Annotated in this window: 16 protein-coding genes; 10 read left to right on the top strand and 6 right to left on the bottom strand. The window is 35.6% G+C overall.

The genetic code is table 11. From position 1 onward, the window contains the following. Positions 1–75 precede the first annotated feature (75 nt). Positions 76–717 (bottom strand): hypothetical protein, encoded by a 642-nt coding sequence (locus QUF91_RS25760; RefSeq protein ID WP_285397311.1) that lies wholly within the window; start codon positions 715–717, stop codon positions 76–78. 411 nt (positions 718–1,128) lie between these two features. Here QUF91_RS25760 and QUF91_RS25755 point away from each other — a divergent pair, with 411 nt between their 5' ends. From QUF91_RS25755 to QUF91_RS25725, 7 genes are all read left to right on the top strand, one after another. Further along, positions 1,129–2,031 carry a polyprenyl synthetase family protein gene (locus tag QUF91_RS25755; protein ID WP_289419793.1) on the top strand — a complete coding sequence of 301 codons (903 nt, stop codon included), beginning with the start codon at positions 1,129–1,131 and terminating at the stop codon, positions 2,029–2,031. A 12-nt stretch (positions 2,032–2,043) separates the two neighbouring features. Beyond that, a complete protein-coding gene (gene comX, locus QUF91_RS25750; protein WP_289419792.1) occupies positions 2,044–2,202 on the top strand; it encodes a competence pheromone ComX in 159 nt (52 codons plus the stop codon). Positions 2,203–2,237: 35 nt separating this feature from the next. Further along, the gene (locus QUF91_RS25745; protein ID WP_289420127.1) at positions 2,238–4,496 is read left to right on the top strand and encodes a sensor histidine kinase; all 2,259 of its coding nucleotides are present in this window, start codon (positions 2,238–2,240) and stop codon (positions 4,494–4,496) included. Next, positions 4,480–5,094: a response regulator gene (locus tag QUF91_RS25740; protein ID WP_285397315.1), complete on the top strand. Its 615-nt coding sequence runs from the start codon at positions 4,480–4,482 to the stop codon at positions 5,092–5,094. Before QUF91_RS25745 ends, QUF91_RS25740 begins: the two co-directional genes overlap by 17 nt. Before the next feature lie 699 nt (positions 5,095–5,793). Then, the gene (locus tag QUF91_RS25735; RefSeq protein ID WP_285398834.1) at positions 5,794–6,693 is read left to right on the top strand and encodes a hypothetical protein; all 900 of its coding nucleotides are present in this window, start codon (positions 5,794–5,796) and stop codon (positions 6,691–6,693) included. 47 nt (positions 6,694–6,740) lie between these two features. Further along, positions 6,741–6,869: a hypothetical protein gene (locus QUF91_RS25730; protein ID WP_285398837.1), complete on the top strand. Its 129-nt coding sequence runs from the start codon at positions 6,741–6,743 to the stop codon at positions 6,867–6,869. A gap of 208 nt (positions 6,870–7,077) precedes the next feature. Continuing rightward, positions 7,078–7,689 carry a phosphatase PAP2 family protein gene (locus tag QUF91_RS25725; protein ID WP_285398833.1) on the top strand — a complete coding sequence of 204 codons (612 nt, stop codon included), beginning with the start codon at positions 7,078–7,080 and terminating at the stop codon, positions 7,687–7,689. Between the two features lie 49 nt (positions 7,690–7,738). Here the strand turns inward: QUF91_RS25725 and QUF91_RS25720 are convergent, their stop codons facing one another. Genes QUF91_RS25720 through thrC form a run of 3 tightly spaced genes read right to left on the bottom strand, consistent with a single transcriptional unit; the run spans position 7,739 to position 10,413 of the window. Continuing rightward, positions 7,739–8,422: a 2-hydroxy-3-keto-5-methylthiopentenyl-1-phosphate phosphatase gene (locus tag QUF91_RS25720; RefSeq protein WP_285398832.1), complete on the bottom strand. Its 684-nt coding sequence runs from the start codon at positions 8,420–8,422 to the stop codon at positions 7,739–7,741. A gap of 33 nt (positions 8,423–8,455) precedes the next feature. Next, a complete protein-coding gene (gene thrB, locus QUF91_RS25715) occupies positions 8,456–9,364 on the bottom strand; it encodes a homoserine kinase (RefSeq protein ID WP_285398830.1) in 909 nt (302 codons plus the stop codon). Further along, the gene (gene thrC / locus QUF91_RS25710) at positions 9,361–10,413 is read right to left on the bottom strand and encodes a threonine synthase (RefSeq protein WP_285398828.1); all 1,053 of its coding nucleotides are present in this window, start codon (positions 10,411–10,413) and stop codon (positions 9,361–9,363) included. The genes thrB and thrC overlap by 4 nt, the downstream gene beginning before the upstream one ends. A gap of 205 nt (positions 10,414–10,618) precedes the next feature. On the opposite strand from thrC, the gene QUF91_RS25705 reads away from it, so the two are divergent. Then, entirely contained in the window at positions 10,619–11,848 is a 1,230-nt protein-coding gene (locus tag QUF91_RS25705) for an MFS transporter (RefSeq protein ID WP_289419791.1), read from the top strand. A 472-nt stretch (positions 11,849–12,320) separates the two neighbouring features. Further along, the gene (locus QUF91_RS25700; RefSeq protein WP_289419790.1) at positions 12,321–13,187 is read left to right on the top strand and encodes a MurR/RpiR family transcriptional regulator; all 867 of its coding nucleotides are present in this window, start codon (positions 12,321–12,323) and stop codon (positions 13,185–13,187) included. A gap of 107 nt (positions 13,188–13,294) precedes the next feature. Here the strand turns inward: QUF91_RS25700 and QUF91_RS25695 are convergent, their stop codons facing one another. Further along, positions 13,295–14,107 carry a GNAT family N-acetyltransferase gene (locus QUF91_RS25695; RefSeq protein ID WP_289419789.1) on the bottom strand — a complete coding sequence of 271 codons (813 nt, stop codon included), beginning with the start codon at positions 14,105–14,107 and terminating at the stop codon, positions 13,295–13,297. A 683-nt stretch (positions 14,108–14,790) separates the two neighbouring features. Between QUF91_RS25695 and QUF91_RS25690 the strand changes: the two genes are divergently transcribed. Next, positions 14,791–15,717, top strand: a complete 927-nt coding sequence (locus QUF91_RS25690) for a manganese-dependent inorganic pyrophosphatase (protein ID WP_289419788.1) — start codon at positions 14,791–14,793, stop codon at positions 15,715–15,717. Positions 15,718–15,755: 38 nt separating this feature from the next. Here QUF91_RS25690 and QUF91_RS25685 read toward each other — a convergent pair whose 3' ends face one another. Then, positions 15,756–17,135, bottom strand: coding sequence for an FAD-dependent oxidoreductase (locus QUF91_RS25685; RefSeq protein ID WP_285398822.1), 1,380 nt, complete (start codon positions 17,133–17,135; stop codon positions 15,756–15,758). Between the last annotated feature and the right edge of the window lie 54 nt (positions 17,136–17,189).

The raw sequence follows: 17,189 nt of genomic DNA, 5'->3' as shown, positions 1-17,189 counted from the left end.
TTTTGATACTGAAATGGACAAAAGTGAAGGATAGCACGTCAGATCTGTAATTGTGCCATCCCCATTATTTATAACCTAATGTTTAATGGACGCTCGATTCCACGGATTAAATGCCGTAGTAATATTAAAAGAAATGTCACTTTCACTAATGGAAACCCCAATAAAATTGGCAGTCGATTGTTTGGGTACCCAATTTGCTTCCTTCACAGCAGTGAATTTACCTGAAGAAGACATATCATTTTCTAATTCTGAGTTACTCTGAAAAACAGGTAAGTCGTCTGTTTCGTCTATAGCAACAACAGGTGAAGTGCAAAAGCAATTGCCTCTCGCATTTATAATACTATAGCTTGGAGACGTATAGATTATAGGTGCATGTATGTTCAATCCGGAGGTAAATGGACTTACTAAAGACAATATAGATAGACTTTCTTCAGACACTCTTAAAATTCCATAGGGTTCAATAAAAGTGTCCAGCTTTTGCTGAAAAGTATCCTCAAATCCAGGGGTATCGCAAATGAAATTCGAAAATGTAGACTTGTTTTGATATTCTGCTAACGTTTCTTTATACGCTTGTTGCTCGGCATGAATAATTATTTGTTCAATGCATTGCTGTTCATTTGAAGGCTTTTTAATGGTGATTTCATCTTCAGAGACACAAATTGTACAGGAAAAAGTAGCTGTAAGTATTAAAACGTTTTCATTTACTTCATTTGTCATTTCAATCACTCCCAGTGTTGGCGAATTTCCTTCTAATTAGATTAGAATCTTTATCTTGTACTCTCATCATATTTATAACTTTGAAAGACAAAGATTGTGTTATATACAATACTTTTTAATTTATCTTAGTTCAATTTAAGCGTAACATCAGTAATGACGCCATTTCAATGCTGAGTTTACGCCAAAAAACTGGCGGTCATTAATGTTATACCGCCAGTTATTTACAATTTCTTCACAAAAATATGGCGTGCTTTCCACAAATACCGCCACTTTTTGGCGGTATTAGCGTTTATATAAATGACGGTAAGTGTATCTGTATGGTAAATATTACTATATTATTTCGGGAGCGTAGTATTATTTCCCATTAATATGTATAATATCTATTAATATATTTAAGGGGTGAGAGGACTATTGAAGGGGTTGGACGAACGAATTAATGAATCATTGGACATTCTTATTGAAAACGAAGCATTGATAGGTCATGAACTACGATCAATGCTGAAAAGCTTTAAGGAAGAAAAAAGCGTTTTAGGTTATTCATTTGGCAAGCTTTGTTACTGTCATTATGAAGCATTTACAGATTGTTTGGACGAGGACATTTATAAAGTAGCCGCGGCTATTGAACTTTTAATTTTGTCCTTTGATATTATCGATGACCTGCAGGATAAGGATTCAGATTACAGTTGGAGTACAACACCTGAATTATCATTTAATGTTGCTTTAGCTATGCTAGTAATGGCTTCTAGAACTATACGTGAGACCTCCTTTGAACACAAAAACATTGCTGTTCAAATATTAGAGGATTATGCGTTACGGAGTATAAACGGACAGCAGCTAGATTTACTCAATATTTGTAGAGATGATCAATCCTATATACAAATGATTGACCAAAAATCTGGCTCTTTAACAGCAATGAGTTGCTTAATTGGGGAAGTGCTTGCAAAAGGGGAAATATCTCATGAAGTTGAGGAGTATGGGAAATATATAGGGATTATCCAACAAATTAAAAACGATATTCAAAGTTTAAAAACTTGGGGACCTAAAAATGACTTGCTAAACAAAAGATACTCATTGCCTATAATTTATCTTTTAGCACAGAAAAATGATGTTTCAAATGCAGTCACAAACTATTATAATAATGACAAAGCTGACTTTTTGGATAATAATGCTACTGAAAACATGTTGACAAATGGTGGTGCAATACGATATGCAATTACTGTTAAAAATGTCTATAAGTTTAAAGCATTAAATAAACTTGAAGATGTGGCTATAAGCGAATTAGGTAAAGACTACCTAAAAAAACTAATGAAATGAGGACAGATTTGTATGATGCATGTCATTCAGTACCTAGAACAAAACCCAAGCCTAGTTGCACTAGTAAAAGACCAAAAAGCCTCGTTGATTGGAATTTCGTCTGTAGAGCAAAAAGCAATTTTAGATGCATTTAATGGTGTAATAGATTTAGAAAGTGAAATTTGGAAATAAAATCATTGAGTAGTAAGTTGTTTTGGCCCGCTATAATGATCTATTTAGTAATTGGTCTTTATCTGAATTATGTGAATTATAGCGTGCCCTTATCAGAAATTAAGGTAGAAAAAGAGGATGGCCAGTGGGGAGTAACGCAACCTTACGATAAAGATTGGACAGGATGGAAAAATATTTCACCAGATGACGTGATTTTAAGAGTAGATGATGTGCCAATGGATGATCTAAATCAGCTGAAATATAAATCTAAAATAGTAGCTGCTCATAAAATAACAATTATGAAGCCAAATGGAGATATAAAAGATATACATATCAAACATTTAGATATCCCTCATCAATTTTACTATATATTCATCATTCCAGCTTGTTATTATTTATTAACTTTATTTATTACTATCTTTCTACATTTTAAACAAAAAAATACAAATCTTACTAACTTACTTATTCTTTTTATGCTAACAGTTTCATTGGCTTATGTTAGTAGTGGGGTATCTGGTAGATTAAATGGAATTGGGATTATAGTAAATCGAAGTAGTATGGTGTTATGTTTAGCTGTATTATTACATTTTTTAAGAGATTATTTTTCATTTGTAAAAACAAAATGGGTATTGATAAACAATATCAAATTTTTTTATCTATTCCCCGTAATAGCTTTTTTACTGGGCTGTATTAGTACTTTCTATCCTGCTTCTTATGATTTTCTTTCTGATGTAGTATTAGTTCTTTTCTTCATTCTCCTTATCATTATCCTTAGTGTTTTATTGGTAAGCTTTATCAAATATAGATCACCGCAGTTGACAATTTTATTGAATAGTATATTAATACCGTTTATGCCATTTCTTTTTTTATATACACTCCCTGAAATTCTATTTGAAAAGTATATACTTTCAGCTGAAATTAGTGCTTTATTTTTATTATTAATTCCATTTAGTTTTATTTTTACACAACTACCGGAAAGATTATTTGATATTGAATACCATATTACAAGACTCCGTTATTATGTAATTTTTTCACTGGTATTTACTTTGTGGTTTACAGTAGGTTTGTATTGGATTGCGCAGAAATATTTAACTATATCCGTAATAACATGTATTTCATTCTTTACTTTTACATCGTTAGTTGTTCTTTTTTACATAAAAGAGAGGGTCGATTATCGAAAACGAAAAATTTTATTTTCGACAAAAGGGGATTATATACATCAGCTATATACTGCTGTGGATAGAATTGGTAAGACGATTACATTAAATGCGCTTCTAGAGAAGTTTGTACAAGAGGTTTCATTACATCTTGAGCTAGAGCATGTATTTGTATTAACTTATGACTTTAACACAAAACAATTTACTTCAACGGTTGAGGGAAGGCTTCTGATTAATCCCACGGTAATGGAAGATTTGAAATTAGGAGAAATACGGAAAATTGACAAGGTCTACCTAGCCTTCCTCCATCAAGATGCTCGCTGCAAAAGAGCCTTAGTATTAGTTCATAACAATTCGATTCATTTAAAAGATGAAGAGCTTCTATGGCTTGAATTGCTCTTATTGTATGTAAATAATTTTATTGAAAATACAAAGATGGTGGAAGAGCTGTTAGATGAACTAAAGCATATGAGGCAAGCTGATGATAGTCAATTACCATGGTTAAATAAGCTATTATGGTTAAGATTTGAAGAGGAGAAATATCAATTAGCTCAAGAATTACATGACACAAATTTGCAAGAACAGCTACATATTGCTCGAGAGGTTGATGTTCTAGTCAATGCGAAGGATCCAACAGATATCCAACAAAAGCTTGTGAAGGTTCATAAGCAGATGGTTACGTCTTTACATGAATTAAGAGCTTATTGTGAAAATTTAAAGCCCCCATTATTAGATACATTAGGGTTAAATGCAGCTTTGGAGAAGTTAATTCGAAAAGTGACAGAAAGAGCTAGTTTTGAATTAATTTATTCGATAGATCGTCTTTACTTAGAGGATGAGCGTATGAATTTAATGATCTATCGATTATTTCAGGAATTACTTAACAATGCTTTGAAACATTCTTATGCAACAACAGTTGAGATTCATCTCCAAGAAGCAAATGATGGATTTGAAATTATCTACAAGGATGATGGTGTGGGCTGTAATGTTGAAAATATTATTGTCACAGAATCGATGGGGATTCGAGGTATGCAAGAGCGTGTAAAGGCGTTTAATGGGCATTTTTATATAGATTCGCAAGTTAATGAAGGGATATTTATCCGAATAACAGTAAGAGAAGGAAGTGACACACTTGATTACGATGCTTATAGTGGATGACCACCCTATTGTGTTAGAGGGAACGAAAAATTTATTTCAAGAAAATGAAGATATTATAGTTGATACAGAAAGTGATGCAACTCATGTTATACGGAGAATTAAAAACAAGCCGTATGATATCTACTTAATTGATGTAAATATGCCGTTAGAAAATGGTATTAACTTAGCCCGTAACATAAAAGCTATCCAGTCAAATGCTTCAATTATCCTTTATACAGGTGACGATATTACAGATTATTATCCACTTATTTTGGAACGAAAAATAGAAGGCATCTTAGCTAAAACAGCATCCAAAGAACAAATATTAAGGACTGTAAGGGCTATTGCAAATGGTGAAATTGTTTTACCACAAAATTTCTTGGATTTTCTCGATAATCGATTTAAATTGCAGGATGCTAAGCTTGATATCCACTTAAATGAAAAAGAAAAGAAGATTTTAAGATTGATTGCTAAAGGACATACGAACAAAGCCATTGCTTTAGAGTTAAATATCCCTCAGCGAACAACAGAAAGATATTTAACACAGTTGTTTTCTTTGTTGAATGTAGATTCGCGTACCGATGCTGTAAATCTTGCAGAAAGAATGAATTTACTATAGTTTATCTATATGTTATACTCATCGATATTGGTATTTTTTTCAATAAAAAGGGATAGTTTGGATAGTTTTGAAATACCATATATTAACTTAGTAAATTAATCTTTAATTATAATGCTAAATACCTATAATTTCCGTGTAACACCGCCAATTTTTGGCGGTGTTTTTATATGTCCGCCAAATCACGCCAAAAATCGAGTCGCAGACCGCCAGAAAATTGGCGTAAACCCACCGTTGAAATATCGGTGTTAGTACTGGTACGCTTAATATAATCGTGGTAAGTAGATTTGTTATAGTGAGTAATAATATCAGGCGTGTTGATTAGGAAAAAATAGGTTTAATATTGCGCGGTAAATGGATTTTTTTGTTACTATTTTGCTGATATATTTCCATTTTAACTGATTGTAGCGTAGGGCTACTCGACTCCTGCGGGAAAGCGAGACAGACGAGACCCTGTACGGAGCGAAGCGGAGGAAGCGGCTCGGCGCTCGCCCGCAGGAAAGCGAGTAGCCCGTAGCGGAAATCAGCCTCTTCGAATGTATAAAAATGGTTAATCAACACACCTGTAATAATATATAAAAGATTTCGTTTAAAATAAGCAGCCTGACTATCTATGAATAAAGTAGAGATTGTAGATTTTTTAAGATACTAGCTAGTCAACATACTTCACCATAAAACTTTATATAAAGGTAGGCGTGTATTTTGAAAGTAGAACTTGAAAATTTATTTTCTATAGATGAATCTAGTCAAGATCAAGTTATTAAAGTGTATAACCGCTATGGGATTTGTATTGGTGCCACTGAAATAAGAAAAAGAAATTTAAAGGCATCATTTAATCCTATTTTTACATTAAATGAAGATGTAACATATGAGCATGTAGCAGCGTTATATAAATCATTGGAACGCGAATTAGGGATTGTTTCAATTGGAGAACGTTTTTACTTTGATTTTTCAGAGAGTGAATATGAGCAAGCACCATTGTTTACATTAAACTCAACAGGTAACTCACCTGATATGTTTATAGATGATAAAGGAACTTTATTTTCTATAAGCACCTATTGCCAGCATTGTGGACTAATGGAGAAAGAGCAACTTTCACCATTAGTGATAGATACAACAGAAATGAAAGATCGCCATCTAGTTCATGTGAGCGGATATTGGGTAGCTTCACAGGAATTAGTGACATTAATGAAACAAGAGAATATTAGAGGCTATGAACTTTTAGAGGTTATTCATCAAGGACCAGAAGAAGGGAAGCAAAAAGCTTTTCAAATTATACCGACACAAGTATTGCCAGAATGTAGCACTGAAAGAGTTAAGTTGTATTTTGCGACAGAGCAACCTCCGTGTCGCTGCGGATTAAGTGGGGTTATCAATGGACCTGATAGTTATAAGCGTGAAGATTTAACAAACGTAACAGGTGATATATTCCTGTCTGCAGAATGGAGCCATGATGGAAGATATTTATATAGAAAAACTTTGTTTAGTAGAAGGTTCAGAGAATTGGTTATTAAAAACAATATATCTCGTGAGGTAAAAGGCGAGAAGGATACGAACTTTGGACCAATGGATTGGCTATTTGATCCTGTATTATTAAAATAAAATAATTCAAACTGAACATGATATTAAGGGATGAGGAAGTGTTTATTTTGTTTAGAAAGATCATATCTATCGTTGCAATCTTATTTATCGTTGCGTTGGTACTTTCAAATTATTTTAATAAACCTGACAAAAAAACATTTGTCATTACCCTGGACAGAGGGAGTACGTTAGGTTAAATCGAGTGAAGACTAATAATCAGTGAGGGTTCTTCATCCCCGCTGATTATTAGTCTTTACCAATCGGGCATTGTTCGCTTTCAGTATAGATAAAATACTGCACGTTACTGCGTGATAAAAAGCAAATTTACCTCTAACTTACTTAAATATGTTATGATGTGAAAAATAAAACAGCATGACATGATTTAGTTTTGAGGTGAAGTATGAAATGAAAAAATGGGCATATCCTTTGGCGATAGTAACGCTGATTACCTTTTTTGTGTTACGAGTTACTTATCAAAGTGAGTTTATCAATAATTTTGATACAAAAATGGCAAATCTCTTTTTCGGTAATCGTTTTATCGAATTTTTCCATTACATAGGAGAACCGGCATTTGTAGTGTCTGTGGCTATCGTTCTCGTAGTGTATTTAGCATGGAAGGTAAAAAATTACCGAGCTATATTATTTGTTTTGTTAACATTTGCAGGCGGAAATATTCTTAACCAATTATTAAAAAAATGGGTACAGCGACCAAGACCTGAAATTGAAGATCAATTAACATCCTTTAGCTTTCCATCAGGGCATTCTATGACAGGTATCTTGTATTTATTTACAATCGCTTATATATTTTCAGAGAATAATAGCAAGGGGAGAAAAACGCTACTTTGGCTTGGGGCAATTATATTAACAGTGCTTATTGGTTTGTCTCGAGTTGCAGGAGCTCGTCATTTTGCTTCAGATGTATTGGCTGGATGGAGTATGGGTTATACTTGGTTCATAATCTGTGTCATTTGGTATGAACGTCGCAAAAGACATTTTAAAATGAATAAGGAATCTTGAACGTGGAAAGGGAGCCATCTTAATTGAAGAATGGCTCCCTTTGTTATGTTTACATTTTTACAGCCTTTTCTGCATCCATAAGCTCCTTTACAGCCTCTAAGCAGTCATAGAATGTCTCAAAGCGCTTATATGGAAGGTGAAGGTCTTCACAGCGTTTAATAAGATGATCCCTAGCAAGTACTAAATCTGCCTGTTTTGCAGCCTCAAAATCAGAAAGGGAATCTCCAATCACGATTTTAAAATGATCACGCTGTGCTACTTTTCGCATGACGCTTGGTTTGCAACATCCACAGCCCTGTGTCTCAAATTTCTCACATTCTTCATCACAGCTATTGGGAAAGACGAGTTTAATTTGTTGTTCTGAAAAATCAGCGCTATTGCAATATATACCAGAAAATGGACCGTATTTTTTTAGTAGTGGCTCAATGAAAAAATCGACACCTCCACTAACAATGTAAAACGGAATATGTTTCTCTTGTGCAAAACGAACGAAATCGTCAAAGCCCTCACGTATAATGGCCGTATCCAATAAATATTTAATAACAGTATCCTTTTGTTTAGTTGATAATAGCTCGAACATTGCTGACACGCCATCTTTAAAGGTTAATTTTTGTTCCATCATTGCCTTAGCAATTTTCTCAGATTCCTCTGGTACGAATTGAGTCATAAGTGAGACGATATTATCAGTTTCTGTTATAGTGCCATCAAAGTCACAGAATATAATTGGTTTCACGCTACTTCCTCCTTCAAAAAGAAACGTCTACCTTTACAGTAGACGTCCAAATTTCACCTGTACACCATATTCATCGGCTTTTGTTAAGATAATTTGATGCTCTAGAAATTGATTTTTCATGGCATTTACGAAATCATGTGCAATAGCAGTAGGGATAATGGAAATCAGTGTTGGCCCTGCACCACTTAAAGCTGTTCCAAATGCACCGTTAGCCTTCGCAGCTTCATGAATTTCTGAAAATCGTGGAATTAGTTTGGCACGGAAAGGCTCATGAAATAAGTCTTTTTCCATATAGTGCCCTGCACGTTCAAAATCACGAGCCATTAATGAAGCGGCTAACATATTAGCATTTGCAGAAGCATGCACCGCATATGCTCGATCAAATTGTTCTGGTAAAACAGAACGAGATTCGCTTGTTTTTAGTTCGACATCGGGCACGTATACTACAAAGGAAACATCGATATCATTGACATGGAATGTATCCACAATGCCATTCTCATCCATTGAAGAAATTGTTAATCCTCCTAATACGGAAGCAGTTGCATTGTCTGGGTGTCCTTCGATTTGTGAGGATAAATTGAGTTTATCCTGCACAGTTAAGTTCAGCTCACAGACTTGGTTAGCAAGTTCAATTCCAGCAACGATGACCGCTGCGCTGCTCCCTAAACCACGAGCTAATGGAAGATCACTTGCCATTTCGACACGGCAGGCAGGTAGCTGCTTACCGTATTGATCAGCAATTTTTTTGGCAATCACGTATAGTAAGTGCTCTTCCAGCTCAAACTCTTTAGGACCATTATCATCAAGGTGAATAATTTCCCATCTATCCTGTAAAGACACAGTTAGTTTCAAGTAAAGAGACAAGCCAAGTCCTATTGAATCAAAGCCAGGGCCTAGATTGGCTGTGCTTCCAGGAACTGAGATTTGCCACATGTCACTCATAGTACGCCCTCGATATATTTTCGAATTTCTTCCTCATCGTTTTTAAGTGAGACAACATCTACAGTAGAGACATTCATTGCAGTATCAGGATCTTTCAAACCATTACCCGTGAAGATTGTAACAACTTTAGAGCCTTTCGCAATTTTGCCATTTTCAACTGATTTAATAACACCTGCCAATGATGCAGCTGAGCCTGGTTCAACGAAAATCCCTTCAGTACCAGCAATTAATTTGTAAGCAGCCAAAATTTCTTCGTCTGTAACTGAATCAATAATTCCACCAGACTCATCACGAGCTGCTTCAGCAAATTTCCAGCTTGCAGGATTACCAATACGAATGGCTGTTGCCACTGTTTCAGGATTAGCGATTGGTTCACCTTTTACAATTGCCGCTGCACCTTCAGCTTCAAAGCCAAACATCTTTGGTAGACCAGAGCCTTTTGCTTCGTTATATTCTTTAAAGCCCTTCCAGTAAGCAGTAATGTTACCTGCGTTACCAACAGGGATGCAAAGGTAATCTGGAGCTGCCCCTAAAGCATCTACTATTTCAAAAGATGCTGTTTTTTGCCCCTCGATGCGGAATGGATTTACAGAGTTTACAAGTGCCACCGGAGTAGTTTCGCTTACTTGACGAACAATATTTAATGCATCATCGAAATTACCGTCAATCTCAATAATCTTTGCCCCATACATTGTCGCTTGGGCTAGCTTACCAAGTGCCACTTTTCCTTTAGGGATAACAACTATAGATTGGATTCCAGCACGTGCTGCATAAGCTGCTGCAGCGGCTGATGTGTTACCAGTTGAAGCACAAATAACACATTTGCTACCTTCTTCAATTGCTTTTGCAACGGCAAATACCATACCACGGTCTTTGAATGAACCTGTTGGATTTGCGCCTTCGATTTTTCCATAAAGCTCAATGCCAAGTTTTTTAGATAAATTTACTAAATGTATAAGAGGCGTATTGCCTTCGTTTAAAGTTAAAGCAGGTGTGTTTTCTGTTACGGGTAAAAATTGTTTATATTCTTCAATAAGGCCTTTCCACATAACGTTACGATCTCCTTTTGTTCTTATAGAAAGAACAGTTGTTTTTGTATAAAAGACATTTTAACGCAAATTGCCCTATGTTTTCAATAGCATTTGGGAAATTGTCGAAACAATTCGGTAATTTGAATTTTGCTTGTCACTTTCTTGAAACAACTGTATAGTAAACTTAATGATGTAAAGTCAAGTGTAAAGACAGGTGATTAAGATGACAACAAATACAGTAGCAACGAATAAGTCTCAACAATCAATTTCTCGCAATAAACTTTTGGGAGTAGCAGGTGTAGGTTGGCTTTTCGATGCAATGGATGTAGGAATATTATCATTCGTTATTGCAGCATTAGCAGCTGAGTGGGGATTAACACCAAGTCAATCGGGCTGGATAGGTAGCATTAACTCAATTGGGATGGCTGTAGGAGCGCTGGTTTTCGGAGTATTTGCTGATAAAGTGGGACGTAAGCAAATTTTTATGTGGACGCTTGTATTATTTTCTGTTGCAAGTGGCTTGTCTGCATTTACAACTACTTTAGCAGCTTTTATGGCACTACGTTTTTTTGTAGGCATGGGGCTAGGAGGAGAATTACCAGTCGCATCAACGCTAGTTTCAGAGAGTGTAGAAGCTAAAGAGCGTGGGCGAGTGGTTGTTTTACTGGAAAGCTTCTGGGCGGTTGGTTGGTTAATCGCTGCACTAATCTCGTATTTCGTTATTCCTACATGGGGATGGCGAGTTGCTTTAGTGCTAACGGCAATTCCGGCATTCTATGCCATTTATCTTCGCTGGCACTTACCAGACTCCTCACAATTTACAGTGAAGGCAGAGTCTAAAAAGCGAAGCATTGGGCAAAACATGCGAGATGTTTGGTCGAAAAAATATGCACGCTCAACACTGATGTTATGGGTGTTATGGTTTACGGTTGTATTCTCGTATTACGGTATGTTTTTGTGGCTACCAAGTGTAATGGTTGGTAAAGGCTTCGATATGATTACGAGCTTTAAATATGTTCTCATTATGACGCTTGCACAGCTACCAGGTTATTTTACAGCTGCATGGTTTATAGAAAAGTTTGGACGGAAGTTTGTACTCGTTTCCTATTTAATTGGTACAGCTGTAAGTGCTTTCATTTTTGGTAATGCTGAAACAATGGCGGTACTATTAACATCAGGAATGTTGTTATCGTTCTTTAACTTAGGGGCATGGGGTGCACTTTATGCCTACACACCAGAGCAGTATCCTGCAATTATTCGTGGTACTGGTGCAGGAATGGCAGCAGCTGCTGGGCGTATTGGTGGTATTTTTGGTCCTCTGTTAGTAGGAGTTTTATTAACAGCAGGTTATGATATCGGCTTCATCTTTGCAATTTTCTGCGGAGCGATTATTATTGGTGTTGTTGGGGTAGTGTTCTTAGGTAAAGAAACGAAACAAATCGAATTAGAATAGCAGAATGAATCATGTCTTGGATTAACAATAGTCCAAGACATTTTTATATGTTTTTGGTGCCGATACAATAATTAAAGCGCAATTATTTTGCTTTTTAAATACATAAAAATGAGTTGTTATTAATTTTTATACAAATATTTTGATTAATCTGTTAGAATTATAAATCAATGGCTCATCGGGCGCTCTGAGGAAAGCACCCAGTCGGAACGGTAATTAACCCTACGTTATGGTGATGATCCAAATCAATACAAAATTAAACTGTTTAGATTAAGTTGATAAAGATACTATGAATAATATTGCTGTAATGATATTTCCCACGAACCATCATATTAGCAAGTTAAAGCGTTAAAGATTTTTCTGAAAAGTCATTGTATTCAGATTGCAATCGTGATACTGTATTTTTAATCGAATTTACAGTCAGTAAGGAACAATCTCCATTCTTGAAATTTTATTGAAAGAAAGGTTGTTAGAAATGAGTATTAATGAAGAAATAAAAAGAAGGTTTGTTAGACTGTCGAAGGGGCAGCGTAAAGTTGCACAATTTGTTATGAATAATCCTTCAGTTGTAATTGGGAACGGCGCAGCGGAAGTTGGTAGACAAGCTAATGTTAGTGAATCGACAGTTATACGTTTTTGTTATGCGATGGATTTATCGGGCTATGTAGAGCTTCAAGATGAAATTAGAAGCTACTTAATGACGCAAAATGATGAGGTGAGTTTTCAACCTACATATTCTACAAGTAAGGGGAATGCTTCGAATTTTAGTAAGATAATGCAACGTGATATTCAAAACATTCAAGATACGATTCATTTGATTAGCGATAACATGCTTCGAAAAAGCTCAAAATGGATGCATGAGGCAGATAATGTATACATTTTAGGTACTCGTCAAGCTGCGTCCATTGCAAATTGGTTATCGTCCACACTGAAAACTTTACGTCCAAATGTGAAACAGCTTCGCTCAGAATCAGATGATATTGTACAGCAAATTAACAGTATGGGTGAGCATACGACGTTAATCGTTTTTTCATGGGACAAGCATTCAAACGATATTCAAACGATTGTAGAAATTGCAAAAAAGAAAAAGGCAAAAATTATTGCCATTACTAGTTCAGCGTTATCGTCTGTTCGGGAATATGCAAGTGCGTTATTTACACTTGGTATGAAGAAGCAATCTTCATTGGACGTTATTCCGGTTTTGTTTTCGTTTTTACATGCGCTAATTGAGGAAATGGTCAGTCAGGATAAGACGCAATATGAGAAATATCAGCAATCGTATGAGCTATTAGAAAATAATTTATTATTCTTAGATGCAGCAAGAGAAAAGCAAGTTTTCTAAATATATTACAACGCGTAGATATGTACTGATCTATGCGTTTTTTATTTTACAAGGCTACACATAAAAAAGATGTCCAAATAATATTTAGACATCCTTGAAAAAGAAGCTTATAAAATTTTACTTAAGCTATATTCGTTAATAAAGGCATCATTTAGTTTAATAGCATTTTGTCGAATACCTTCTTGTTGAAACCCTAGTTTTTTAAACAAATTTAAAGCGCTGTCATTATGTTCCATAACAGTTAACTCTAAGCGTGAAATATCTCGCTGTTTAGACCAACTTTCAACTGCCTTCATAAGAGCTGAACCAATACCTTGTCGTTGATACTTTTCCATAACAGCTATGCGGATTGATGCAACATGTTTAGCTTTAGAGTGTTTATATCCATGGACGACGGCGTAGCCAGCAAAAATCCCATTTAATATACAAAGTAAAATCGTACGGTTTTTCAGTTGTTTCCAATAGACTAAATCTTTACGAAGCTGTTGAACTGTAAGATCTAATTCGTTTTGTATGTTATACATGAAATCAGTTTGTTGGAAAATTTCTTCTTGTAAATGAATAAATGATCTAGCGTCGGATGCTTCAATTGCACGAATTATGTAGGCAGATTGGTTATCGTCATTATTAGAAATGTTGCTTGTAGTCTTCATTTGTGTACGAGAGAAAGTTACACTTGTGCCGAGCTTCACATCAATGACATAGTAGCCTGCATTTGTCCATGACAAATAGTGAGAGAGAGGGGGTTTTGTTTTCTTCCACCAGCTTCTATTCAAGTAAGCGGCATTTGGTAAGGCTTGTCCCATAATATTTTCTAGTTCACTAAAAGATAAAGTAATTTCTTGTTGTAAAGCTACTTCAAAATAATTTGCTAAAGGAATATACTTTTTTTCCATCTTCTTTGTCATCGTAATCCCCATTTCTTGTATATCCTAAAATATAGACTACCTGATGATAGCATAAAATTACGGTTTCTTAAATATAAAAACGCAACTATATATCTATTTTTAGTAAAATTTTTTAATTAACTACACATTGTTATTATTAATTGTTAAAAACAGGATGGTAAAAATATATAATTATAATAAATTAAATAATAATCAACGAATAGTAATTTAAGGTAATTTTTACCTAGTTGTTAAAGGTTGAGGATAACAATTTGTTAAAACGTATGTCATGTATATAAGTTGCTCGGAGTGCAGATTGAGCGATTCCTTGGGGATCAGTGTCACAGATGAGACCATGGAGCGGGCAAGCAGAGGAACGAAGGCTAAAAACATCACGTCCTGTGATAACGCCTTCGTGACCTACATCGTGTAGGCCAAAGCGGCTCATCGGACGCCTCCAGTCGAAAAGGAAATCATACTTTGATTTATCGAAACAAAATCGCTCTTTATCGAAACTATTTGAGCTTTTATCGAAACAAAATCTCATTTTATCGAAACTATTTGGGCTTTTATCGAAAAACAAGCTCTTTCTATCAAAGAAATCAACCACACGTTATGAACCTATTCAGACAAAGTTTCACTTTATATCATGTTAGTCCATAAGGTATGATAAAATAAAATACAAATGTTATTGCCATTTAGGAGGAATTAATTTAATGAGTAAAGTTTTAGTTTTTGGCCATAAAAATCCAGATACAGACACAATAACGTCTGCACTTGTATATGCATATTTAAAGCAACAAATCGGAGTAGATGCTGAAGCTGTGCGTCTTGGGGAAGTAAATAATGAAACAAAATTTGCATTAGACAAATTTGGCTTTGAGGCACCTCGATTAATTACTTCAGTAGTTGGAGAAGCAGAAAAAGTAATTCTTGTGGATCACAATGAATTCCAGCAATCAGCTGATGGCATTGAAGAAGTACAAATTACAGAAGTAATTGATCATCACCGTATTGCTAACTTCCAAACAGCTGATCCACTATACTACCGTGCAGAACCTGTAGGCTGTACTGCAACGATTTTAAACAAAATTTTCAAGGAAAATGGCGTAGAAATCCCAGCAAACATCGCTGGATTAATGCTTTCTGCCATCGTTTCTGATACATTGTTATTCAAATCTCCAACTTGCACAGAGCAAGATGTAAAAGCTGGTGAGGAACTAGCTAAAATTGCAGGTGTTGATGTTGCTGAATACGGATTAGCAATGCTTAAAGCAGGTGCTGACCTTTCAGATAAATCATTAGTAGATCTTTTATCTTTGGATGCAAAAGAATTCCAATTCGGTGAATATAAATCTGTAGTAGCTCAGGTAAACGCTGTCGATATTAACGATGTGCTTGGTCGCCAAGAGGAATTAGAAATTTTGTTAAACAAAAATGTAGCTGAAAATGGCTTAGACTTATTCTTCTTCGTTGTAACAGATATTTTAAACAATGACTCAACAGCTGTTGCAATTGGACAAGTAGCAGAGGCTGCAGCAAAAGGATTTGGTGCAGAACTTGTAAATAATCGAGTAATCTTACCAGGTGTTGTATCTCGTAAAAAACAAATCGTTCCAGTTTTAACTGAAGCATTGAAATAATGGAAAAGAGGTTGTCCTGAAAAAGGCAACCTCTTTTTTCAATCTAGTTTTAATGGATGTACGGCAGGGCCTTCAAGTACTTCACCTTTAGCATTAAAGCGAGAGCCGTGACAAGGGCAATCCCAAGTTTCATCGGCTTCATTCCATTTTGTTTTACAGCCTAAATGCGTGCAAGTTGGGGTACTGGCATGTCTAACATAGCCTGTTACAAACTCCTTAGCTACGAAGCCACCTACTTTTAGCATTTGCATGAACTGAGCCCCGAATTTTGTACGCGATGGTGAATAAAGAGCAATGGCACCATCCTCATTACTTGCCCCAGTTATTAGAGAGGATAGTAAATCTCCAGCTACAAAAGAATTAGAAATTCCCCATTTTCGATAGCCAGTTGCGATGAAAACATTAGGCAAGGACTTTGTAATTCTGCCAACATAAGGTACCATGTCAGGTGTTTCAATGTCCTGTGCTGACCATCGATAGATCGGCTCCTGATCGAAATGCTCCTTCATTTCATTTTGAATAGCCTCATAAAAGGGCTCCGTATCGGTTACTTCACCTGCAATATGATTAGACCCACCTAAAACTAAATAATGCTCGTCGTTAATGGTAGCCGTCCGAATAGAGCGAGTAGGATTATCTACGCATAAATATTGTCCTTGCAGTGTATCAGTAATTTTGCCAGCAATCATATAGGAGCGGCTGTTAGAAAGTTTAAAAAGCTGTAGTCCTCTAAAGGCTTCGATTGGATAGTGTGTGCCCAAAATAAGCTTGTTGTATTGAACCGACATGTCATTTGCGGTATGTAAGCTATTTTGTGGTATGTTTAATTGCTGAACACGGGTATTGGTATAGATTTTTGCGCCCATTGATAATGCTTCTTTTACAAGGAAATTACAAACTTCTACAGGATGTATTTGTGCCTGCTGGGACATGCTAAGTGCTTTTGTAATCGGAAAGGGAAGCTCTGTATCAGAGGTTAAATTCGCCTTAATATTTAATACTTTATAGGCATTCCATTCTTTTAATAATTGGGCATAGCCTTCTTTTGTTTGGCAATAAAGCAATGAATCTACTTGTTGAATGCTTTCTTTAGGAAGTAACTGTAATGCTTTTTCTACAGCTATTTGGTTGAGCTGATAATAAAGCCGTGCCTCATCTACAGTAAGTTTTTCAATAAGATCAGCATAAACTAAGCTATGCTGTGCAGTTAATTTTCCTGTTGAATGACCGGTCGTACCATGACCGATATGGGAATTTGCCTCAAGCAAGACCACATCTACACCTGATTTTGCCAAGACATAGGCTGTATATAGTCCTGTCAAGCCTCCACCGATTATACATACATCACAAGTTGTTGATGCAGGAAGAGATGATAGTGAGACGGGATCAATTGTTCCGAGCCAAAGAGATTGTGTCATACATAACCCTCACATTGTTTTTACGTTCAGTATGTAGATTGATGTGGGAATTTA

This window comes from Lysinibacillus sp. G4S2, assembly GCF_030348505.1.
Taxonomy (GTDB): Bacteria; Bacillota; Bacilli; order Bacillales_A; family Planococcaceae; genus Lysinibacillus.
The sequence above is the reverse complement of the archived record's forward strand: the minus strand, read 5'-3'. Positions and strand labels throughout refer to the sequence as shown.